Annotated in this window: 19 protein-coding genes; 12 read left to right on the top strand and 7 right to left on the bottom strand. The window is 69.3% G+C overall.

All coding sequences use genetic code 11. The annotated features are described in order from the left end of the window. Positions 1 to 30 precede the first annotated feature (30 nt). Positions 31 to 657: a YceI family protein gene (locus tag LXT13_RS08385; RefSeq protein ID WP_233371392.1), complete on the top strand. Its 627-nt coding sequence runs from the start codon at positions 31 to 33 to the stop codon at positions 655 to 657. Here the strand turns inward: LXT13_RS08385 and LXT13_RS08380 are convergent. Genes LXT13_RS08380 through moaA form a run of 4 tightly spaced genes read right to left on the bottom strand, consistent with a single transcriptional unit; the run spans position 643 to position 3,134 of the window. After that, complete coding sequence (locus tag LXT13_RS08380; RefSeq protein WP_233371391.1) at positions 643 to 1,167, bottom strand: GNAT family N-acetyltransferase; 525 nt, start codon at positions 1,165 to 1,167, stop codon at positions 643 to 645. The genes LXT13_RS08385 and LXT13_RS08380 overlap by 15 nt on opposite strands. Then, complete coding sequence (mobA, locus tag LXT13_RS08375) at positions 1,160 to 1,732, bottom strand: molybdenum cofactor guanylyltransferase MobA (RefSeq protein WP_233371390.1); 573 nt, start codon at positions 1,730 to 1,732, stop codon at positions 1,160 to 1,162. Before mobA ends, LXT13_RS08380 begins: the two co-directional genes overlap by 8 nt. Next, positions 1,729 to 2,022 carry a hypothetical protein gene (locus LXT13_RS08370; protein ID WP_233371389.1) on the bottom strand — a complete coding sequence of 98 codons (294 nt, stop codon included), beginning with the start codon at positions 2,020 to 2,022 and terminating at the stop codon, positions 1,729 to 1,731. The genes mobA and LXT13_RS08370 overlap by 4 nt, the downstream gene beginning before the upstream one ends. Continuing rightward, entirely contained in the window at positions 2,022 to 3,134 is a 1,113-nt protein-coding gene (gene moaA, locus LXT13_RS08365; RefSeq protein ID WP_304622805.1) for a GTP 3',8-cyclase MoaA, read from the bottom strand. The genes LXT13_RS08370 and moaA overlap by 1 nt, the downstream gene beginning before the upstream one ends. Before the next feature lie 75 nt (positions 3,135 to 3,209). Between moaA and LXT13_RS08360 the strand changes: the two genes are divergently transcribed. From LXT13_RS08360 to paaZ, 9 genes are all read left to right on the top strand, one after another. After that, positions 3,210 to 4,142: a carbohydrate kinase family protein gene (locus LXT13_RS08360; RefSeq protein WP_233371388.1), complete on the top strand. Its 933-nt coding sequence runs from the start codon at positions 3,210 to 3,212 to the stop codon at positions 4,140 to 4,142. Positions 4,143 to 4,244: 102 nt separating this feature from the next. Then, positions 4,245 to 5,039: an enoyl-CoA hydratase-related protein gene (locus LXT13_RS08355; protein WP_233371387.1), complete on the top strand. Its 795-nt coding sequence runs from the start codon at positions 4,245 to 4,247 to the stop codon at positions 5,037 to 5,039. 24 nt (positions 5,040 to 5,063) lie between these two features. After that, positions 5,064 to 6,074: a 1,2-phenylacetyl-CoA epoxidase subunit PaaA gene (gene paaA, locus LXT13_RS08350; protein WP_233371385.1), complete on the top strand. Its 1,011-nt coding sequence runs from the start codon at positions 5,064 to 5,066 to the stop codon at positions 6,072 to 6,074. Next, a complete protein-coding gene (paaB, locus tag LXT13_RS08345) occupies positions 6,071 to 6,367 on the top strand; it encodes a 1,2-phenylacetyl-CoA epoxidase subunit PaaB (RefSeq protein ID WP_233371384.1) in 297 nt (98 codons plus the stop codon). The genes paaA and paaB overlap by 4 nt, the downstream gene beginning before the upstream one ends. Further along, a complete protein-coding gene (gene paaC, locus LXT13_RS08340) occupies positions 6,367 to 7,146 on the top strand; it encodes a 1,2-phenylacetyl-CoA epoxidase subunit PaaC (RefSeq protein ID WP_233371382.1) in 780 nt (259 codons plus the stop codon). The genes paaB and paaC overlap by 1 nt, the downstream gene beginning before the upstream one ends. Beyond that, entirely contained in the window at positions 7,146 to 7,613 is a 468-nt protein-coding gene (paaD, locus tag LXT13_RS08335) for a 1,2-phenylacetyl-CoA epoxidase subunit PaaD (protein ID WP_233371381.1), read from the top strand. Before paaC ends, paaD begins: the two co-directional genes overlap by 1 nt. A 1-nt stretch (position 7,614) precedes the next feature. After that, on the top strand, positions 7,615 to 8,676 hold the full coding sequence (locus tag LXT13_RS08330) for a 2Fe-2S iron-sulfur cluster-binding protein (protein WP_233371380.1): 1,062 nt from the start codon (positions 7,615 to 7,617) through the stop codon (positions 8,674 to 8,676). A 6-nt stretch (positions 8,677 to 8,682) separates the two neighbouring features. Then, positions 8,683 to 9,294, top strand: coding sequence for a TetR/AcrR family transcriptional regulator (locus LXT13_RS08325; protein WP_233371379.1), 612 nt, complete (start codon positions 8,683 to 8,685; stop codon positions 9,292 to 9,294). Then, positions 9,291 to 11,333, top strand: coding sequence for a phenylacetic acid degradation bifunctional protein PaaZ (gene paaZ / locus LXT13_RS08320; protein WP_233371378.1), 2,043 nt, complete (start codon positions 9,291 to 9,293; stop codon positions 11,331 to 11,333). The genes LXT13_RS08325 and paaZ overlap by 4 nt, the downstream gene beginning before the upstream one ends. Before the next feature lie 66 nt (positions 11,334 to 11,399). On the opposite strand, the gene LXT13_RS08315 is transcribed toward paaZ, so the two are convergent. After that, on the bottom strand, positions 11,400 to 12,122 hold the full coding sequence (locus LXT13_RS08315) for a C40 family peptidase (RefSeq protein ID WP_233371377.1): 723 nt from the start codon (positions 12,120 to 12,122) through the stop codon (positions 11,400 to 11,402). Positions 12,123 to 12,338: 216 nt separating this feature from the next. Here LXT13_RS08315 and LXT13_RS08310 point away from each other — a divergent pair, with 216 nt between their 5' ends. Next, positions 12,339 to 14,267 (top strand): propionate--CoA ligase, encoded by a 1,929-nt coding sequence (locus LXT13_RS08310; RefSeq protein ID WP_349254826.1) that lies wholly within the window; start codon positions 12,339 to 12,341, stop codon positions 14,265 to 14,267. Between the two features lie 74 nt (positions 14,268 to 14,341). Next, positions 14,342 to 16,321, top strand: a complete 1,980-nt coding sequence (locus LXT13_RS08305) for a M3 family metallopeptidase (protein ID WP_233371375.1) — start codon at positions 14,342 to 14,344, stop codon at positions 16,319 to 16,321. 57 nt (positions 16,322 to 16,378) lie between these two features. Here LXT13_RS08305 and LXT13_RS08300 read toward each other — a convergent pair whose 3' ends face one another. Beyond that, complete coding sequence (locus LXT13_RS08300; protein ID WP_233371373.1) at positions 16,379 to 16,858, bottom strand: hemerythrin domain-containing protein; 480 nt, start codon at positions 16,856 to 16,858, stop codon at positions 16,379 to 16,381. A gap of 45 nt (positions 16,859 to 16,903) precedes the next feature. Continuing rightward, positions 16,904 to 18,301, bottom strand: a complete 1,398-nt coding sequence (gene argH / locus LXT13_RS08295) for an argininosuccinate lyase (RefSeq protein WP_233371372.1) — start codon at positions 18,299 to 18,301, stop codon at positions 16,904 to 16,906. Positions 18,302 to 18,368 lie beyond the last annotated feature (67 nt).

Here is an 18,368-nt window from a genome sequence, read left to right as displayed (position 1 = left end):
CGTGTCACAAGATCCTCGCGAAAACGCCAGTTGAGCACGCAACCCCTACGCCGCCGCCTGCTGTTGCCGGCCCTTTACATTGCCGCAGCCGCCCTCGGAGGTTGCGGAACTGCGCCCGAGGCGATCCCTCCCGCCGCCTCGGCCGAGGCGCTGGCCAGCGAATTGCGCGTGCTGGTGTTCCGCGGGGGCACTGCAGCGCGGCTGGGTCACAACCATGTGCTGCGCGCTGGCGATCTCCACGTGGACTGGCCCGCCGCCGGCCCGGTGCTGCGCTTCCGGCTGGATGCGCTGGCCGTCGATCCGCCGGCGCTGCGGGCCGCGCTGGGGGAGGGGTTCACCAGTGCGGTGGATGACGAGGCCCGCGCTGGCACGCGCGCCAACCTGTTGAAGGCCCTGGAGTCGGCCTCGCATCCGGAGGTCGTCGTCCGCACCGTGCACCAGGTGGGCGAGGGCGCACGGCGGGCGGTGGAGGCCGAGATCACGCTGCATGGCGTGACCCGCCGGCAGAGCTTCGTGGCCGATGTGGACGGGCGCCGCGCGCGCGGCCAGGTCGTCATCCGCCAGAGCGACTTCGGCATCCAGCCGTTCACCGTGCTGGGCGGCCTGCTGGCGGTGCAGGACGAGCTGGTCGTGCAGTTCGAGCTAGTCCAGCCTTAAGGCCATCAAGTCTTTGTCGAGGCGCCGGCCGTCAGGCAGCCGGATCGCGTCGGCGAGCCGGCCGTAGCGGACGAAGCCGGCGCTTTCGTACAGACCCACCGCGGCGCGGTTGCTGGCCGTCACGCTGAGCGTCAGCTGGGCCAGCCCGTGCGTGGCGCGCAACTGGCGCACAGCGGCCTGCAGCAGCGCGCGGCCGATGCCGCGGCCGCGGTGCGTGTCGGCCACCATCATGCCCACCAGATGCGCGATGTGCTGGACCTTGCTGCGCGCCTCGCGCTCGCAGGTCAGTGCGCCGACGATTCGACCGTCGTCCAGCGCCAGCAGCGTGAATAGCGTGCCGCCCTGGGAGCCGCCCGCCAGCCGGCTGCGGTAGCTGGCGAGGTCGCGCTGGCACTCGGTCTCGGCGTCGGATGTGAAGGCCTCGGGATGGCCCGCCAGCATGGCGTCACGCAGCGCCTTGTAGCCCATCAGGTCGGGCTCCTGCATGGAGCGGATGATGAGTTCAGCCACGCAGGTCCTCCAGATGGTTGAAGTTCGCGAAGGCGGCTTCGTCGGCGAATCGGGCGACGCCGTGCGCCTGCGTGCGCATCCAGCCCAGCACCGCGCGGCCGCCGCCCCGCAGGTAGGCGGCCAGCGGCTCGCGCAGGCGGGCGTGAAGCAGCGCGTGCGTCGGATGCTCGCGGTCGGCCTGCGCGAAAGCCAGGCCGTGGGGGCGGGCCGCGTCCAGCAGGCGAAGGCCGAGGTCGGCGGGCAGGTGAGGACTGTCGCAGGGCGCGGTGAGCAGCCAGGCGTCGGGCGGCAACGCGTTCAGCCCGGCCAGCATGCCGGCCAGCGGCCCGGCGAACTCGAGGTCCGGCGGGTCGGTCAGTACCGGCGCGCCGAAGGCGGCGTACGCCTCCAGATGTCGGTTGGCGCTGATCAACAGACGCTCGACCTGCGGGCGCAGTGCGTCGAGCACCTGGGCCGCCAGTGGCCGGCCCCGCCAGGGCTGCAGGCCCTTGTCGACGCCGCCCATGCGGCGCGCCAGGCCGCCAGCCAGCACGAGGCCGGTGATCTCGGTCGCGGCAGTGCTCACGGCGGCGGCTCGCCGGGAGCACCCGGGAAGGCGTCGGCGTCGCGGCGCGGCCCCTTCATCACGGCGGTGATCCAGCAGCCGATGAGCCAGGTCGCCACCATCGTCAGCGCGAACAGGCTGGCGCCGATGACGATGAAGTCGATGAGCATCTGGCGGCGGACGGCGTCATCGGCGAGACCGGGCTGGTAGAAGCCCTTGGCGAACTCGCCTGCCAGCCAGGGCAGGGCCAGCGATGCGGCCACGGCCAGCGCGGCGCGCTTCTGCAGGGACCGCGTGAACCAGCCGTTCATCAGCCGCCGATGTAGTGCATCTCGACGCGGCGTTCACCGTCGGGCGTTGCCTGCCGCTGGCCTCGCAGCTGCGAGTAGCGGTCGCTGCGGCCCGCCCACACGCCCGCGACGGCGTCGGCCAGCTGCTCATCGCTCGACGGCGAGGCGCCCCGCAGCAACGCGCGCAGGTCGTGCCCGCGGTGCGCGAACAGGCAGGTGTAGAGCCGCCCTTCGGTCGACAGCCGCGCGCGGTTGCATTCGCCGCAGAAGGCCTGCGTGACGCTGGAGATGAACCCCACCTCACCGCCGCCGTCCGCATAGGCCCAGCGCTCGGCTGTCTCGCCCGGTGCGCTGGGTGACAGCGGCACCAGCGGGAACGCCTGCGCAATGCGGCGCTGCACGTCGGCGCTGGGCAGCACCTGGTCCATGCGCCAGCCATTGGTGGCGCCCACGTCCATGTACTCGATGAAGCGCAGTACAACGCCGGAGCCACGGAAGTGCTGCGCCATCGGCAGGATCTGACTGTCGTTGACGCCGCGCTGCACGACCATGTTGACCTTGATCGGACCCAGGCCGGCAGCCTGCGCGGCGCGGATGCCGTCCAGCACGCTGGCCACTGGAAAGCCCACATCGTTCATGCGCTGGAACACCGCATCGTCGAGCCCGTCGAGGCTGACTGTCAGGCGGTTCAGGCCTGCCGCCTTGAGTGCTGCGGCCTTCTTGACGAGCGTAGAGCCGTTGGTCGTCAGCGTGAGGTCCAGCGGGCGGCCCTCAGGCGTGCGCAGGACAGCGAGCATCGCGATCAGCGATTCGAGCCCGCGGCGCAGCGTGGGCTCGCCGCCGGTGATACGTAACTTCTCGACGCCCAGGCTCACGAAGACGCGAGCCAGCCGTGTGATCTCCTCGAAGCTCAGCAGCTCGGCGTGGGGCAGGAACTCGTGGTGCTGGTCGAAGACCTGCTTGGGCATGCAGTAGCCGCAGCGGAAATTGCAACGGTCCGTCACCGAGATGCGCAGGTCGCGCAGCGGTCGGCTCAGTGCGTCGGCCAGCGGCATGCCAGGCTCGACGGCCATTGGCCGTGCGGCCGGGCCCGCGTCTCGGGCGTCGTGCAGGGGGATCACGCGGGCGTGCATGGTGCCATTGTGTCAGTGCGCGAATGGCCCCCCGGCACTTGCGGCGATGGCGGCGTCGCGCTTGAATCGGTGGGGATGACGCGAATCCTTCACCCCGATCTGCCGCATTTCATTGCGTTCGGCGAAGCGCTGACCGACCTCGTGCGTACCGGGCCGCATGAGTGGCGCAGCAGCTGCGGCGGCTCGCCGTGGAACGTGGCCGTCGCCATGTCCACGCTCGGTCAGCTGAGCGCCTTTGGCGGGGCGGTCAGCCGCGACCCGTTCGGCGCCGACATCTGGCAGCGCAGCCAGGACCACAACCTGGACATGCGCTTCATCCAGCAGCTGCCGCGCCCGCCGCTGCTGGCCATCGTGCATGAGCTCGACCCGCCGCAGTACTTCTTTATCGGCCAGGACAGCGCCGACCTGCATTTCCGCCCCGAGGGCCTGCCGATGGGCTGGACGCGGTCGCTGCGCTGGGCGCATTTCGGCAGCCTCAGTCTCGTTCGCGAGCCTCTGGCGGGCCGGCTGCGCGCGCTGGCGCAGGCGCTGAAGGACGAGGGCCGCCTGATCAGCTACGACCCCAACTTCCGCGCGCCGTCGATGGACTCCAGCTATGACGACACGCTGGAGCAGATGTGCCGGCTTGCCGACGTCATCAAGGTGTCGGACGAAGACCTGCGCGGCCTGTTCCGCGTGACCGACCACCGCTCGGGCCTCGCGCAGATCGCCGCCTGGAACCCGAATGCCTGGCTGCTACTGACCCGCGGCGCCGAGGGGGCCACGCTGTTCCATGGCGCCGAGGAATGCAGCGGCAAGCCGCCCGCCGTGGCGGTGGTCGACACCATCGGCGCGGGTGACGCGGCACTGGCGGGGCTGCTCGACAGCCTGATGCGCCAGCCCGCGGCGCCGGCCTCGCAGCATCTGCGCTGCGCACTCGCCGCCGGCGCCGCCGCCTGCACGGCGGCGGGCTTTGCGCCGCCAAGCCCTGCCCAAGTGGCCGCGTTGGCGGAAGAGGTCGTCATTTGAGGCCTGTTGCCGCCGCGAGAGCTCGCTAGGGTTTACGTGGGGGAAGCTTGAACGTGGACGCCAGGGCTCTTACTATTTACCGACCGGTCGGTAGAGAAATTCATGCCCCCAACCTTGATTGCCATCGAGCAGCACGCCAGCGTGCGTGTACTGAGGCTGAACCGCCCTGACGCGCTGAATGCCTTCACTGCGGCGATGTTGGACGAACTCCGCTATTCGCTGGAGCGGGCCGCGGAGGACGCCTCGGTATGCTGCGTGGTGCTCGCCGCCGCCGGGCGCGCCTTCAGCGTCGGCCAGGATCTGGCCGACCCGCTCGTCGCGCCGGGCGGCGATGCGCCGAAGGACCTGGGCCGCATGCTGGAGCAGCACTATGTTCCGTTGGTGCTGTGTCTGCGGGCCATGCCCGTGCCCGTCGTGGCGGCAGTGCAGGGCGTTGCGGCCGGTGCGGGCGCCAACCTGGCGATTGGGTGCGACCTGGTCATCGCCGCCGAGGGCGCGATCTTCCTGCAGGCGTTCTCGCGCATCGGCCTCGTGCCGGACTGTGGCGGCACCTGGCTGTTGCCGCGTCTCGTCGGTCGCGCGAAGGCGCTGGAGCTGGCGCTGCTGGGCGACAAGCTGCCCGCACCGGAGGCCCAGCGGCTGGGCCTGATCGCCCGCGTCGTGCCGGATGCCGAGCTGCCTGACGCCGCGCTGGCGCTGGCGCAGCGGCTGGCCGCGCTGCCCACGCGGGCGCTGGCTCAGACCCGCCGCGCCATGGACGAGGCGATGGGGCTGGATTTGGAGCCGGCACTGCGGCGCGAGGTGGCGTTGCAGCGCCAGCTCGGCTTTGCGCACGACTACCTGGAAGGCACCGCTGCCTTCCTCGGGCGGCGTGCGCCGACATTCACCGACCGCTGACCGCACAGCCCACAAGGAGCCCCGATGTACACGCAGGCGATGGACGTGATGGCACGCGAGGCTGGCGGGAAACCCCAGCCCGTCAAGAGCGCCGAGACGCTGGCGCGCGAGGCCGCCTTCGAGGCCCGCATCGATGCGGGTGACTTCATCGAGGCCAAGGACTGGATGCCCGATCATTACCGCAAGACGCTGGTGCGGCAGATCAGCCAGCATGCGCACAGCGAGATCGTCGGCATGTTGCCCGAGGGCAACTGGATCACCCGAGCCCCGACCCTCAAGCGCAAGGCCATCCTGCTCGCCAAGGTGCAGGACGAGGGCGGCCACGGCCTCTATCTCTACGCTGCCGCCGAGACGCTGGGCACCAGCCGCGACGAGATGACCGCCGCGCTGCTGTCCGGCAAGGCCAAGTACAGCTCCATCTTCAACTACCCCGCGCTGACCTGGGCCGACATCGGCGTCATCGGCTGGCTGGTGGACGGCGCGGCCATCATGAACCAGGTGCCGTTGTGCCGCTGCTCGTACGCACCGTATGCGCGGGCCATGATCCGCGTCTGCCGCGAGGAGAGCTTCCACCAGCGCCAGGGCTACGAGAGCCTGCTGACGATGATGACCAAGGGCACCGCCCAGCAGAAGGCCATGGTCCAGGACGCCGTGAACCGCTGGTGGTGGCCGTCGCTGATGATGTTCGGCCCGGCCGACAAGGACTCGCCCAACTCCGAACAGAGCATCCGCTGGGGCATCAAGCGCGTCACCAACGACCAGCTGCGCCAGAAGTTCGTCGACGCGACGATCCCGCAGGCCGAGATCCTCGGCGTGACCGTGCCCGACCCCGACCTGAAGTGGAACGAGGTGCGACAGAGCTACGACTTCGGCGTCATCGACTGGGCGGAGTTCTGGCGCGTCGTGGGCGGCGAGGGGCCCTGTAACCGCGAGCGCCTGGCCGCACGGAACAAGGCCTGGGATGACGGCGCCTGGGTGCGCGACGCGGCACTGGCCCACGCACGCAAGCAGGCCAGCAAGCAGGATGCAGCATGATGAGCGACACCAAGAACGAATGGCCGCTGTGGGAGGTATTCGTCCGCAGCAGGGCGGGCCTCGACCACAAGCACTGCGGCAGCCTGCACGCGGTCGATGCGGCGATGGCCATCCAGATGGCGCGGGATGTCTATACAAGGCGTCAGGAGGGCACCAGCATCTGGGTCGTGCTTTCTGCGCAGATCGTCGCGAGCGACCCGAGCGACAAGGGCAGCCTGTTCGAGCCGGCCGACGACAAGGTCTACCGCCATCCGACGTTCTACGAACTGCCTGACGAACTGAACCACATGTGATGGCCATGGACGTCAAGACCCAATACTTGCTGCGCCTGGCGGACACCTGCCTCATCCACAGCCAGCGGCTGTCGGAGTGGTGCGGCCACGCGCCAGTGCTGGAGGAAGACCTCGCTCTGTCCAACATCGCGCTGGACCTGCTGGGCCAGGCCCGTGCGCTGCTGACCTATGCCGGCCAGCTCGAAGGTGCCGGCCGCGATGAAGACCAGCTCGCCTTCCTGCGCGAGGAGCGCGACTACCGCAACATCATCCTCGTCGAACTGCCCAACGCCGCAGCCAGCTCCAGCGACGATGGTGGTGGCGGCGGCGGGCGTGACTTCGCGCTGACGACGCTGCGCAACGCGGCCGTCGCGATCTGGCTGGAACTGCTGTACGAGCGACTCCAGACGAGCGGCGACGCGGAGCTGGCCGGCATTGCCGCCAAGTCGCTGAAGGAGGTGCGCTACCACCGTCAGCACAGCAGCGACTGGGTCGTGCGGCTGGGCGACGGCACGGACGCATCCCGGGCGCGCATGCGGGCCGCGCTGGCCGTGCTGTGGCCGTACTTCAACGAACTGTTCGCCGCACAAGGCGTGGAGGGCTTCGGCCCAGCATGGAGCGAGCTGGAAGCGGACTGGCGCGCCCGCTGGGCCACGCTGATGGCCGAGTCCACGCTGGCGCTGCCTCGCGACAGCGCGATGCAGCCGGGCGGCATCGACGGCGTGCACAGCGAGCACATGGGCCACCTGCTGGCGACCATGCAGCATCTGCAGCGTGCGTATCCGGGCGGCGTCTGGTGATGGATCTGGTCGCCGCCCGCGAGCGCCTGTCCCAGGTGCCCGACCCAGAGATCCCGGCCGTGACGCTGATGGACCTGGGCATCGTGCGCGACTTGCGTGCCACCGACGCGGGCCTGGAGGTCGTGCTGACGCCGACCTACTCGGGCTGCCCGGCCACCGAGCTGATCGCGGACGATGTGCGTGCCGCGCTGGCCGGGTTTGGCGCCGTGACCATCACATTGCAACGCGTGCCGGCCTGGAGCACCGACTGGATCAGCGCGGCAGGCCGGGTCAAGCTGCAGCACTACGGCATCGTGCCGCCGCAATGCCGCGCCGAGCAGTCGATTCGCGTTGTGCCCCGGCTGCGCTGCCCGCGCTGCGACAGCGGTGCGACGCAACAGCTGTCCCGCTTCGGCTCGACGGCCTGCAAGTCCACCTGGCGCTGCATCGACTGCGGCGAACCTTTCGAATATTTCAAGCCTTTCTGACGTGGCCCTGCACTTCCATCCCCTGCGCGTGACCTCCATCGAGCGCGACACCGAGGACGCCGTCGTCGTCGGCTTCGCGGCGCCGCCCGAAGGCTTCGGCTTCGAGCCGGGCCAGTACCTGACCTTGCGCGCGACAGTGGCCGAGCGGGAGCTGCGCCGCAGCTACTCGATCTGCTCGGACCGCGAGATGCGCATCGGCGTGCGTCGCGTCGAGGGCGGTGCGTTCTCGACCTGGGTGCACGAGCGGCTGCGCGTGGGCGATGTCGTCGAGTCCTATCCACCGCAGGGCCGCTTCGTGCTGCCTCCGCCGCGCGGCGGCGGGCGCCATGTGCTGTTCATCGCCGGCGGGTCGGGCATCACGCCCATCGTGGCGCTGCTGACGGCGCTGCTGGCGCGCGAGCCGGAGTCACGCGCCACGCTGATCTACGCCAACCGCCGCATCGCCACGACGATGTTCAAGGAGGCGCTGGAAGACCTGAAGAACCGCTTCATGGCCCGGCTGTCGCTGCACCTGGTGTTCAGCCGCGAGGCGGTCGACGCGCCGCTGCACAGCGGGCGGCTGGACGCCGGCAAGCTCAGCGCCTTCCTGGCCGGGCCAGTGCCGGCGGCGGGTGTGGATGAGGCCTTCGTCTGCGGCCCTTTCGAGATGAACGACCAGGCCGAGGCCGCATTGCGGGGCCATGGCCTGTCGGCTGATCGAATCCACATCGAGCGCTTCGGCACGCCGTCGATGCTGTCGGGCCAGCCGGCACCCCATGACGTGCAGCCGGGCGATGCAGCGGCTGCGCGCGTGACCGTGCTGCGCGACGGTATTGCGCGCGACATCGAGGTTCACGCCAGCGACCCCAGCCTGCTGCATGCAGCCACCCGCCAGGGATTGGAACTGCCGTTCTCCTGCACGAGCGGCGTGTGTTCCACCTGTCGCTGCAAGCTGGTGGAGGGGCGCGTGCGCATGGATAGAAACTTCGCGCTGGATGCCGATGAAGTCGCCGCCGGCTTCGTCCTCAGCTGCCAGGCCCATCCGCTGACCGAGCGGGTGGTCATTTCCTTCGACGAGCGTTGACCGCCGATGGCCCGCCCCCGCGCTCCCACTTTTGATGCTCAGCGCGACGACATCCTGTCCGCCGCCGCGCGCCTGTTTGCGCAGCAAGGCTTCCCCGCCACATCGATGAACCAGGTCGCCGAGGCCTGCGGCGTCGCCAAGCCGACGCTGTACCACTACTTCCAGGACAAGCAGGCGCTGTTGGCGCGCATCTGCGACGGCCATGTGCATGCGCTGCTGGCGCTGGTCGAGGCCGTCAAGGCCGAGCAGCTGCCGCCCGAGCCGCAGCTGCGGGCCCTCATCGAGCGCTTCACCCGCGCCTATGCCGATGCGCAGGACCAGCACCGTGTGCTGACCAGCGAGATCCGCTTCCTCGACGAGGCCGAGCGCGAGCGTGTGCTGGATGTCGAGCGTCGCGTCGTCGCGGCCTTCGCCGCGGCGCTGGCGGCGGTGCGCCCCGAGCTGCGCGATGCCCGCCTGGACAAGCCGCTGACCATGCTGCTGTTCGGCATGATCAACTGGACCTTCACCTGGCTGCGGCCGGACGGCGAGCTGTCGCACGACGAGCTGGCGGCCCTGGTCAGCGATCTCTTCTTCGGCGGCCTCGGCGCCGTCACGCCCCGGGAGGCGCGCGCGTGAACATTCTGCAGAGCTACATCGCCGGCCGCTGGGTCGGCGCACGAGCGGCCCGGCCGCTGGCCAGCGCGATCAACGGTCGCGTCGTCGCGCACACGCACGAGGAGACCATCGACTTCGGCGAGAGCCTGGCCCATGCTCGGGGCACCGCGTTGCCGGCGCTGCTGCGCACGCACTTCCAGGATCGCGCCCGCGCGCTGAAGGCACTGGCCGCGTATCTGCTCGAACACAAAGAGCGGCTGTATGCCGTCAGCGCCCACAGTGGCGCGACGCGGGCGGACTCGTGGATCGACGTGGAGGGTGGCATCGGCACGCTGTTCGCCTATGCCTCCATCGGTGGCAAGGACCTGCCCAGCAGCAACGTGCTGCACGAAGGGCCGCCGATGCGGCTCGGCGCCGACAACCATTTCATCGGCAGCCACGTGCTGGTACCACGGCGCGGCGTGGCGGTGCACATCAACGCGTTCAACTTTCCGATCTGGGGCATGCTGGAGAAGTTCGCGCCCAGCTTCCTGGCCGGCATGCCCTGCTTGGTCAAGCCGGCCACGGCGACGAGCTATGTCGCCGAGGCTTGCGTGCGGCTCATCGTCGAATCGGGCCTGGTGCCGGACGGTGCGCTGCAGCTCGTCATCGGCGGCACGGGCGACCTGCTGGACCGGCTGCAAGAGCCCGACGTCGTGACCTTCACCGGCAGCGCCGACACGGCGCTCACGCTGAAGGCTCACACCAACCTGCTGCGCCGGAGCATCCCGTTCAATGCCGAGGCGGACAGCCTCAACTGCGCCATCCTGGCGCCCGACGTGACGCCGGAAGACCCGGAGTTCGAGCTCTTCATCAAGGAAGTGGCGCGCGAGATGACGGCCAAGGCGGGCCAGAAGTGCACCGCCATCCGCCGCACGCTGGTGCCGCGCCACCTGACCGATGCGGTGGCTGGGGCACTGAAGGCACGGCTGGCCAAGGTCGTCGTCGGCGACCCCGCGGTGGACGGCGTGCGCATGGGCGCGCTGGCCAGCAAGGCGCAGCAGGCCGACGTGGCCCAGCGCGTGGCGCAACTGGCCGAGCGCTGCGAAGTGCTGCTCGGCGAGCGCGATGGCTTTGCGCCGCGCGGTGAAGGCGTTGCCGATGGCGCGTTCTTCGCGCCGACGCTGCTGCTGGCGCGCGAACCGGCGACCAGCGATGCGCATCACGTCGAGGCCTTCGGCCCCGTCACGACGCTGATGCCTTACGACGACTTCGACGAGGCGTTGCACCTGGCGACGCTCGGCCGCGGCAGCCTCGTGGGCACGCTGTGCACAAAAACGCCGGCACTCGCGGCCCGCGCCGTGCCGACGTTTGCTGCGTGGCATGGGCGCATGCTGGTGCTGGACCGCGAGGCGGCGCTGGAGAGCACGGGCCACGGCTCGCCGCTGCCGCGGCTCAAGCATGGCGGCCCCGGTCGCGCGGGCGGCGGCGAGGAGTTGGGCGGCCTGCGCGCCGTTAAGCACTATCTCCAGCGTTGCGCGGTGCAGGGTTCTCCGACGATGCTATCCGCCGTGACCGGCGAGTACCAGCGCGGCGGCGCCGTGACGGAGAGCGAGGTCCATCCCTTCCGACGGCATTTCGAGGATGTCGAGGTCGGCATGAGCCTGCTGACGCACCGGCGCACGGTGGGGGAGGCCGACATCGTCGCGTTCGGCGGGCTGTCGGGCGACTACTTCTACATGCACTTCGACGAGGTTGCGGCGCGCGAGTCGGCATTCGGCCAGCGCATCGCGCATGGCTACTTTGTGCTGTCGGCAGCGGCGGGCCTGTTCGTGAGCCCGGCGCCGGGGCCGGTGCTGGCCAATTACGGTCTGGAGAACTTGCGTTTCGTCACGCCGGTTGCGATCGGCGACACGATCCAGGCGCGCCTGACTGCCAAGCGCAAGATCGACCGGCCGCCGCGCGACGGCCAGCCGCTGCAGGGCGTCATCGGCTGGGATGTGGCAGTGACCAATCAGCGCGGCGAGCTGTGCGCGAGCTACGAGATCCTGACGCTGGTGGCGAAGCGGGCCAGTGATTGAAGGCGAGCGGGGAGTCGCGAACGCCGTCGGGGCAGCCGACTTAGTGGAGCTTCCCTGCGTGGGAGGTCAGCGCGTGACCGGCGCGTCGGCCGCGGCCTTCAGGTCGGCCCGGCGGGCACCGGTGAAGCGCTTGGCCCAGTAGGCGTCGCGCATGTCCTCCACGCGCACGGCGCTGCCGGTGCGGGGGGCGTGGATGAACTTGCCCTCACCGACGTAGATGCCCACGTGGCTGAAGGTGGCGCGCATCGTGTTGAAGAACACGAGGTCGCCGGGCTTGAGGTCATCCTTGCGGATTGGCAGCAGGCTGCCCATCCGGGCCTGCTCGTCGGCACGGCGCGGCAGGATCAGTCCCACGCTCATCTCGAAGATGTGGCGCGTGAAGCCGCTGCAGTCGAAGCCGTTTTCCACCGAATTGCCGCCGCGCGTGTAGCGGACGCCAAGGAAATTCATCGCCGACAGCACGAGGTCCGATGCGGTATCGCGCACGCTGTCGAGCAGGCGAGATGACCCGCCCGTTTCCGCAGTGGCGATCAGCCCGCGGTCGCTGAGGAAGCGGCTGACCGCATCTCCGGCATTGGCCGGCTTGGCGGCAGGTGCTGCCCTGTTGTCGGCCTGGGCTTGCTGCTGTTGTTGCTGCTGTTGAAGGCTCTGACCGTAGGCGCCGGTCATCGTGCCGGGCGGCGGCGTGGTGGCCGCCTGCGCCACGCCTTGCGCATGCGCAGCGCACCCGAGGGCCAGGAGGCCGGCGGCGGCGAGGCGATTCAGCAAGGAGACGGAGACCAGAGACATCAGCAGGAACAAGGGAGCGGAGCAGAGAGGCCGTGAGGCGAAGTAGCAGAGGTGGGACAGCGGCGCGGAGGTTAGGGGGGCACCCCGATACCGTCAATTCGCAAGGACGTAAAGCTTGTAATTTTCAGGGCAAACCCCGGCGCCGCCAAGGGGAAGATCGGTGGAAACCCTGAAATTACTCACGCAACAGCCTTGCGGCAGGTCAGATTGTCGTCAGTGCGTGCGGCTCAAACTGATCGCATGACGCTCATTTCTTACGCCGACTTCCATGCCCGCTCGCTGGCCGAACGTGACGCCTTCTGGGCCGAGCAGGCCCGGCGCATCGATTGGCAGACGCCGCCGCAGCAGGTCTGCGACGTGAGCCGTCCGCCGTTCGCGCGCTGGTTCGTCGGCGGCACGACCAATCTGTGCCACAACGCGGTGGACCGCCATGCGGCGAAACGGCCGGATGACCCGGCGCTGATCTGGGTGTCGACCGAGGTGGGGCAAGAGCGCGTCTACAGCTTTGCCGAGCTGCAGGCCGAGGTCGAGACGTTGGCGGCCATCCTCGTCGCGCAGGGCGTGGGGCAGGGCGACCGCGTGCTGATCTACATGCCGATGATCCCCGAGGCCGCGTTTGCGATGCTGGCCTGTGCACGCATCGGGGCCATCCATTCGGTCGTCTTCGGTGGTTTCGCGTCGGTGAGCCTGGCCAGCCGCATCGACGACGCGGCGCCCAAGCTCATCATCAGCGCGGACGCTGGCAGCCGGGGCGGCAAGGTGGTGGCTTACAAGCCGTTGCTGGACGAGGCGATCACGCTGGCTGCCCACAAGCCGGCCCGCGTGCTGATGGTGGACCGCGGGCTGGCGGCCTTCACGCCGGTCGCGGGGCGCGACCTGGACTATGGCGCGCTGCGCACGGCCCACCACGGCCAGCGCGTGCCGGTGGCCTGGCTGGAGTCCAACAGCATCAGCTACACGCTCTACACCAGTGGCACCACCGGCAAACCCAAGGGCGTGCAGCGCGACGTGGGCGGATACGCGGTGGCGCTGGCCACGAGCATGGACTACATCTTCGGCGGCAAGCCCGGCGAGACGTACTTCTCCACCAGCGACATCGGCTGGGTCGTGGGCCACAGCTACATCATCTACGGCCCGCTGATCGCCGGCATGGCCACGCTGATGTACGAGGGTCTGCCGATCAACCCGGACGCCGGAATCTGGTGGAGCCTGGTCGAGAAGTACGGGGTCACCGTCATGTTCAGCGCGCCGACGGCAGTGCGCGTGCTGAAGAAGCACGACGCCTCGCTGCTCAAGCGCCATGATCTGTCGTCGCTGCGTGCGCTGTTCCTGGCCGGCGAGCCACTGGACGAGCCGACCGCGCGCTGGATCGCCGAGGCCCTGGGCGTGCCCATCGTCGACAACTACTGGCAGACCGAGACCGGCTGGCCGCTGCTGACGGTGGCCAACCACATCCCCGGCGTCGCGCCGGTCTCGACGCGCTTCGGCTCGCCCGGCATGCCGATGTACGGCTACGGCGTCAAGCTTCTGGACGAGAGCACCGGCGAGGAGCTGACCGCGCCGAACCAGAAGGGCGTGCTGGTCATCGAGCATCCGCTGCCGCCGGGCGCGCTGCAGACCGTGTGGGGCGACGATGCGCGGTTCGTCAGCACCTACTGGAGCAGCGTGCCGGGCCGGCAGGTCTATTCAACCTTCGACTGGGGGATGCGCGACGCCGACGGCTACACCTTCATCCTCGGCCGCACCGACGACGTCATCAACGTGGCTGGCCACCGGCTGGGCACGCGCGAGATCGAGGAGTGCATCTCCGGCCATGCGGCGGTGGCCGAGGTGGCCGTGGTTGGCGTGGCCGACCAGCTCAAGGGCCAGGTGGCACTGGCATTCGCCGTGCCGCGCGAGATGCCGGCCACGCCGGAGGCGGCCCGTGCGCTGGAAGCACAGGTCATGAAGCGGGTGGACGAACAGCTGGGCGCAGTCGCACGGCCGTCGCGCGTGCTGTTCGTCAGCGTGCTGCCCAAGACGCGCTCGGGCAAGCTGCTGCGCCGCGCGCTGCAGGCGGTGGCCGAGGGCCGCGATCCGGGCGACCTCACGACGCTGGACGACCCCGGCGCGCTGGCCCAGGTGACGACGCTGCTGCGCGGCTGATCGCGGGGCGGCCCATGCCGAATGGCTGGATGCGGCGCCCGCGCCAGAATGCCGGGTTCCCACAAGGAGACCCGATGAAGCCCCTGCTCATGACCCTGGCGGCGCTGGCCGTGACCGCTGCCGCTGCCGCGCAGCCCCAACCCCAGCTGCCGGCCCCGAACTTCCCGACCTATGCATCGGTCGCCGACGTCAAGACGCGGTGCGACGCGGGCCTCAAGGGCGCCAAGCGCCTGGTGCAGACGCTGGAAAAGCGCAAGGTCGACGCCGGCTGGCTGGCGGCGTTGGACGACTTGGCCGTCTACCTCGAAGACCACCAGAACCCCAACGACTTCGTTCTGCAGGTCCACCCGGACAAGGCCATCCGCGACGCGGCGCAGGCCTGCTCGCTGCGCTGGGCCGACTTCGGCTCCACGCTGGGCCAGAACGAGACGCTGTACCGCGCGCTGCAGAAGGCGCCCCGGCAGGACGGCATCGACGCCGAGTTCGTGCGCCTGGCCTCGGGCCAGTTCGAGGACAGCGGCGTGGCGCTGCCCAAGGACAAGCGCGAGCGCGCCAAGCAGATCCTCGACAAGCTGACCGAGCTGGGCCAGCAGTTCAGCAAGAACATCCGCGACGCGAACATCCGCGTGCCGTTCGCCGAGGCCGAGCTGAAGGGCGTGCCCGCGGCCATCTGGGAGAAGGCTCCGCTCGACGACCAGGGTCGACGGCTGCTGGGGGTCGATTACCCGACCTATGTGCCCGTCATGCGTCTGGCCGAGAGCGAGTCGGCGCGCGAGCGCATGTGGCGCGCCAAGACCGACCAGGGCGGCATGGCCAACATCGACATCCTGCGCGAGATGGCCACGCTGCGCCGCGACTACGCGCAGCTGTTCGGCTTCGACAGCTTCGCCGACTTCAACCTGCGCCGCCGTATGGCGAAGAACGCGGCGACGGCTACGCGCTTCCTCGACTCCGTGACGGGCGCCGTCAACGAGCGCGAGAAGGCCGAGCTGCGGGAGCTGCGCGCCGACAAGGCCCGCCATGTGGGTACGCCGCTGGAACAGACGACCGTGCAGCGTTGGGACACCAGCTTCTACGCCGAGCGCGTCAAGCTGCAGAAGTACGCCGTCGACCAGAACGCCTTCCGGCCTTACTTCCCGCCGCAGGCGAGCCTGGAGTTCGCGCTGCACGTCATCGAGAAGATGATGGGCGTGAAGTACCAGCGCGTCGAGAACAAGCTGTGGCACCCCGAGGCCCAGACCTACGTCGTCAGCGACGTCGCCACCGGCAAGCCCATCGCGCAGCTCTATGTCGACCTCTACCCGCGCGAGGGCAAGTACAACCATGCGGCGGTCTGGCCGCTGCGGGGCAGCGCGACGCGTATCAACCGCACGCCGGCGGCTGCGCTGGTCGTCAACTTCGACCGCAACGGCCTGACGTTGGACGAGGTGGAGACGCTGCTGCACGAGCTGGGCCATTCGGTGCATGCCGACCTCTCCAGAACGCGTTATGTCAGCGTGGCGGGCACGACGGTCGTGCATGACTTCGTCGAGGCGCCGTCCCAGATGCTGGAGGACTGGGTCTACGACAAGAACGTGCTGAAGCTGATGCAGGATGTCTGCCCGACGTGCAAGCCGGTGCCCGACGACATGGTGGCCCAGGCCACCGCGGCCAAGCATTACGGCAAGGGCATGCAGTTCGGCCGCCAGCACCTGTACGCGAGCTTCGACCTGGCGCTCTACCAGCAGGCCCGACCCGACCCGCTGGCACTGTGGGCAAAGATGGAAGGCGCCACGCCGCTGGGCTATGTGCCGGGCACGATGTTCCCGGCCGGCTTCGCGCACATTGCTGGAGACGGCTACGCGGCCGGCTACTACGGCTATCTGTGGAGCCTCGTCGTGGCCATGGACCTGCGCACGGCCTTTGCGGCTGACAAGCTCGACCCGGTCGTCGGCAAGCGCTATCGCGACACCGTGCTGGGGCAGGGCGCGCAGAAGCCCGCGCCTGAGCTGGTCAAGGACTTCCTCGGCCGCGAGTCCAACTCTGAGGCGTTCTTCGAGTACCTGAAGAAGTAGCCAGCAAAAAGGGCCGCTGAAGGCGGCCCCTGTTTTATCGGCGCGACGCGTGCGCGCTCAGTGGCCGCAGCTGCTGGAGCCGCAGCCCGCGCCGGCCGACTCGGCGGCGACGACCTCTCCACACTCCCCAGTCACCGGGTCGAAGCCGCGCTGCTCCATCGTCCAGACCAGCGCCGCGTCCATCATCTCGGCATGCTGCGGAAACCAGCCGGCCAGCTCCGTGCGCAGGATGCGCAGCGGCTCGCGGTCGTTCAGCTCGTTGGCATATCGCAGGGCTTCACGCATGACGTTGAGCACCATCGCATGCTGGCTGGCGTGGCAGTTCTGCGGCTCGAAACCGCAGCGCGCCATCCAGTCCTCTTCCATCGCGAAGTGTGCCTCGGTGTGCGTCAGCAGCGCTTGGTAGGTGGGCAGGGCGTCGGCGCCGGTGTCCAGCGCGTCGCCGAAGGCGTTCAGCAGCTCGACGAACTCCTGGTGCGTCGTGTCCAGCTGCGGCAGGTTCAGGACGAGGTTGTCGGTCCAGGCAAGGGTGTTCATCTGACGAATGCTAGGCAGCCGGTGGGTAGATGTCGTTGAGCCAGCTCAAGCCAGCCGTGCGCGGTGGCGGGCCACCTGGGCGCGCACCTGCGCCGGCGCCGTGCCGCCCAGCACGTTGCGGGCGTTCAGCGAGCCTTCCAGAGACAGCACGTCGAACACGTCCGCCTCGACGCGGGCGTCGAAGGCCTTCAGCTGGTCCAGCGTCAGCGCGGCCAGGTCCACACCCTGCTGCGTCGCGGTCTTCACCGCATGGGCGACGACTTCGTGCGCGTCGCGGAAGGGCAGGCCCTTCTTGACGAGGTAGTCGGCCAGGTCGGTGGCCGTCGCATGACCCTTCAGCGCGGCGGCGCGCATGGCCTCGGGCTTGACGGTCAGGCCGGCCAGCATGTCGGCAAAGATGCGCAGCGTGTCCTTCAGCGTGTCGACCGTGTCGAACAGCGGTTCCTTGTCTTCCTGGTTGTCCTTGTTGTAGGCCAGCGGCTGGCCCTTCATCAGCGTGACGAGGCCGACGAGATGCCCCACGACACGGCCCGTCTTGCCGCGAGCCAGCTCGGGCACGTCGGGGTTCTTCTTCTGCGGCATGATCGACGAGCCGGTGCAGAACGCATCGGGCAGCGCGATGAAGCCGAAGTTCTGGCTCATCCACAGGATCAGTTCTTCGGACAGCCGCGAGATGTGCAGCATGACTAGCGACGCGGCGGCACTGAACTCGATCGCGAAGTCGCGGTCGCTGACCGCGTCCAGGCTGTTCTGGCACACGCCCTCCATGCCTAGCGTCTTCGCGACGCGCTCGCGGTCCAGCGGGTAGCTGGTGCCGGCCAGCGCGGCGGCGCCCAGCGGCAGGCGGTTGACACGCTTGCGCGCGTCCAGCAGCCGCTCGGCATCGCGGGCAAACATCTCGACGTAGGCCAGCAGGTGGTGGCCGAAGCTGACCGGCTGCGCGACCTGCAGGTGCGTGAAGCCCGGCAGGATGACGTCGGCATGCTCGGCGGCTTTTTCGACGAGCACCGACTGCAGCGCCTTCAGGAGCCCGCCGATCTCGTCGATCTCGCCGCGCAGCCACAGCCTCACGTCGGTGGCTACCTGGTCGTTACGGCTGCGGCCCGTGTGCAAGCGCTTGCCGGCGATGCCCACGCGCTCCGTCAGCCGGGCCTCGATGTTGAGGTGCACGTCCTCCAGGTCCAGCTTCCACTCGAACTGGCCGGCCTCGATTTCGGCGGCGATCTCGTTCAGGCCGCGCTGGATGGCGGCGTGATCTTCCGCGCTCAGGATGCCTTGCGCGGCCAGCATCTCGGCATGCGCCAGGCTGCCGGTAATGTCGGCCCGCCACAGGCGCTGGTCGAAGCCCACGCTGGCCGTGTAGCGCTTGACGAGGTCGCTCATCGGCTCGGAGAACAGGGCGGACCAGGCTTGGGACTTGTTGGCGAGTTGGTTGTCTGACATGGCGATGGCGGGCGCGGCGGAAATCGGCGCGCACAATCGCGCGCAGCCCGCCATTATCGAACGCGGT

The sequence above is a fragment of the Pelomonas cellulosilytica genome (genome assembly GCF_021353265.1).
In the GTDB taxonomy this organism is placed as follows: domain Bacteria; phylum Pseudomonadota; class Gammaproteobacteria; order Burkholderiales; family Burkholderiaceae_C; genus Pelomonas; species Pelomonas cellulosilytica.
Note: the sequence above shows the minus strand (reverse complement) of the source record. Positions and strands in the feature narration are given on the sequence as shown.

Coding starts and splice junctions, on each gene's coding strand:
- LXT13_RS08370 (WP_233371389.1), bottom strand. CDS start 2,022: ATGAACGGCTGGTTCACGCGGTCCCTGCAGAAGCGCGCCGCGCTGGCC.
- moaA (WP_304622805.1), bottom strand. CDS start 3,134: ATGCACGCCCGCGTGATCCCCCTGCACGACGCCCGAGACGCGGGCCCG.
- LXT13_RS08360 (WP_233371388.1), top strand. CDS start 3,210: ATGACGCGAATCCTTCACCCCGATCTGCCGCATTTCATTGCGTTCGGC.
- LXT13_RS08355 (WP_233371387.1), top strand. CDS start 4,245: ATGCCCCCAACCTTGATTGCCATCGAGCAGCACGCCAGCGTGCGTGTA.
- paaA (WP_233371385.1), top strand. CDS start 5,064: ATGTACACGCAGGCGATGGACGTGATGGCACGCGAGGCTGGCGGGAAA.
- paaB (WP_233371384.1), top strand. CDS start 6,071: ATGATGAGCGACACCAAGAACGAATGGCCGCTGTGGGAGGTATTCGTC.
- paaC (WP_233371382.1), top strand. CDS start 6,367: ATGGCCATGGACGTCAAGACCCAATACTTGCTGCGCCTGGCGGACACC.
- paaD (WP_233371381.1), top strand. CDS start 7,146: ATGGATCTGGTCGCCGCCCGCGAGCGCCTGTCCCAGGTGCCCGACCCA.
- LXT13_RS08325 (WP_233371379.1), top strand. CDS start 8,683: ATGGCCCGCCCCCGCGCTCCCACTTTTGATGCTCAGCGCGACGACATC.
- LXT13_RS08315 (WP_233371377.1), bottom strand. CDS start 12,122: ATGTCTCTGGTCTCCGTCTCCTTGCTGAATCGCCTCGCCGCCGCCGGC.
- LXT13_RS08305 (WP_233371375.1), top strand. CDS start 14,342: ATGAAGCCCCTGCTCATGACCCTGGCGGCGCTGGCCGTGACCGCTGCC.
- LXT13_RS08300 (WP_233371373.1), bottom strand. CDS start 16,858: ATGAACACCCTTGCCTGGACCGACAACCTCGTCCTGAACCTGCCGCAG.
- argH (WP_233371372.1), bottom strand. CDS start 18,301: ATGTCAGACAACCAACTCGCCAACAAGTCCCAAGCCTGGTCCGCCCTG.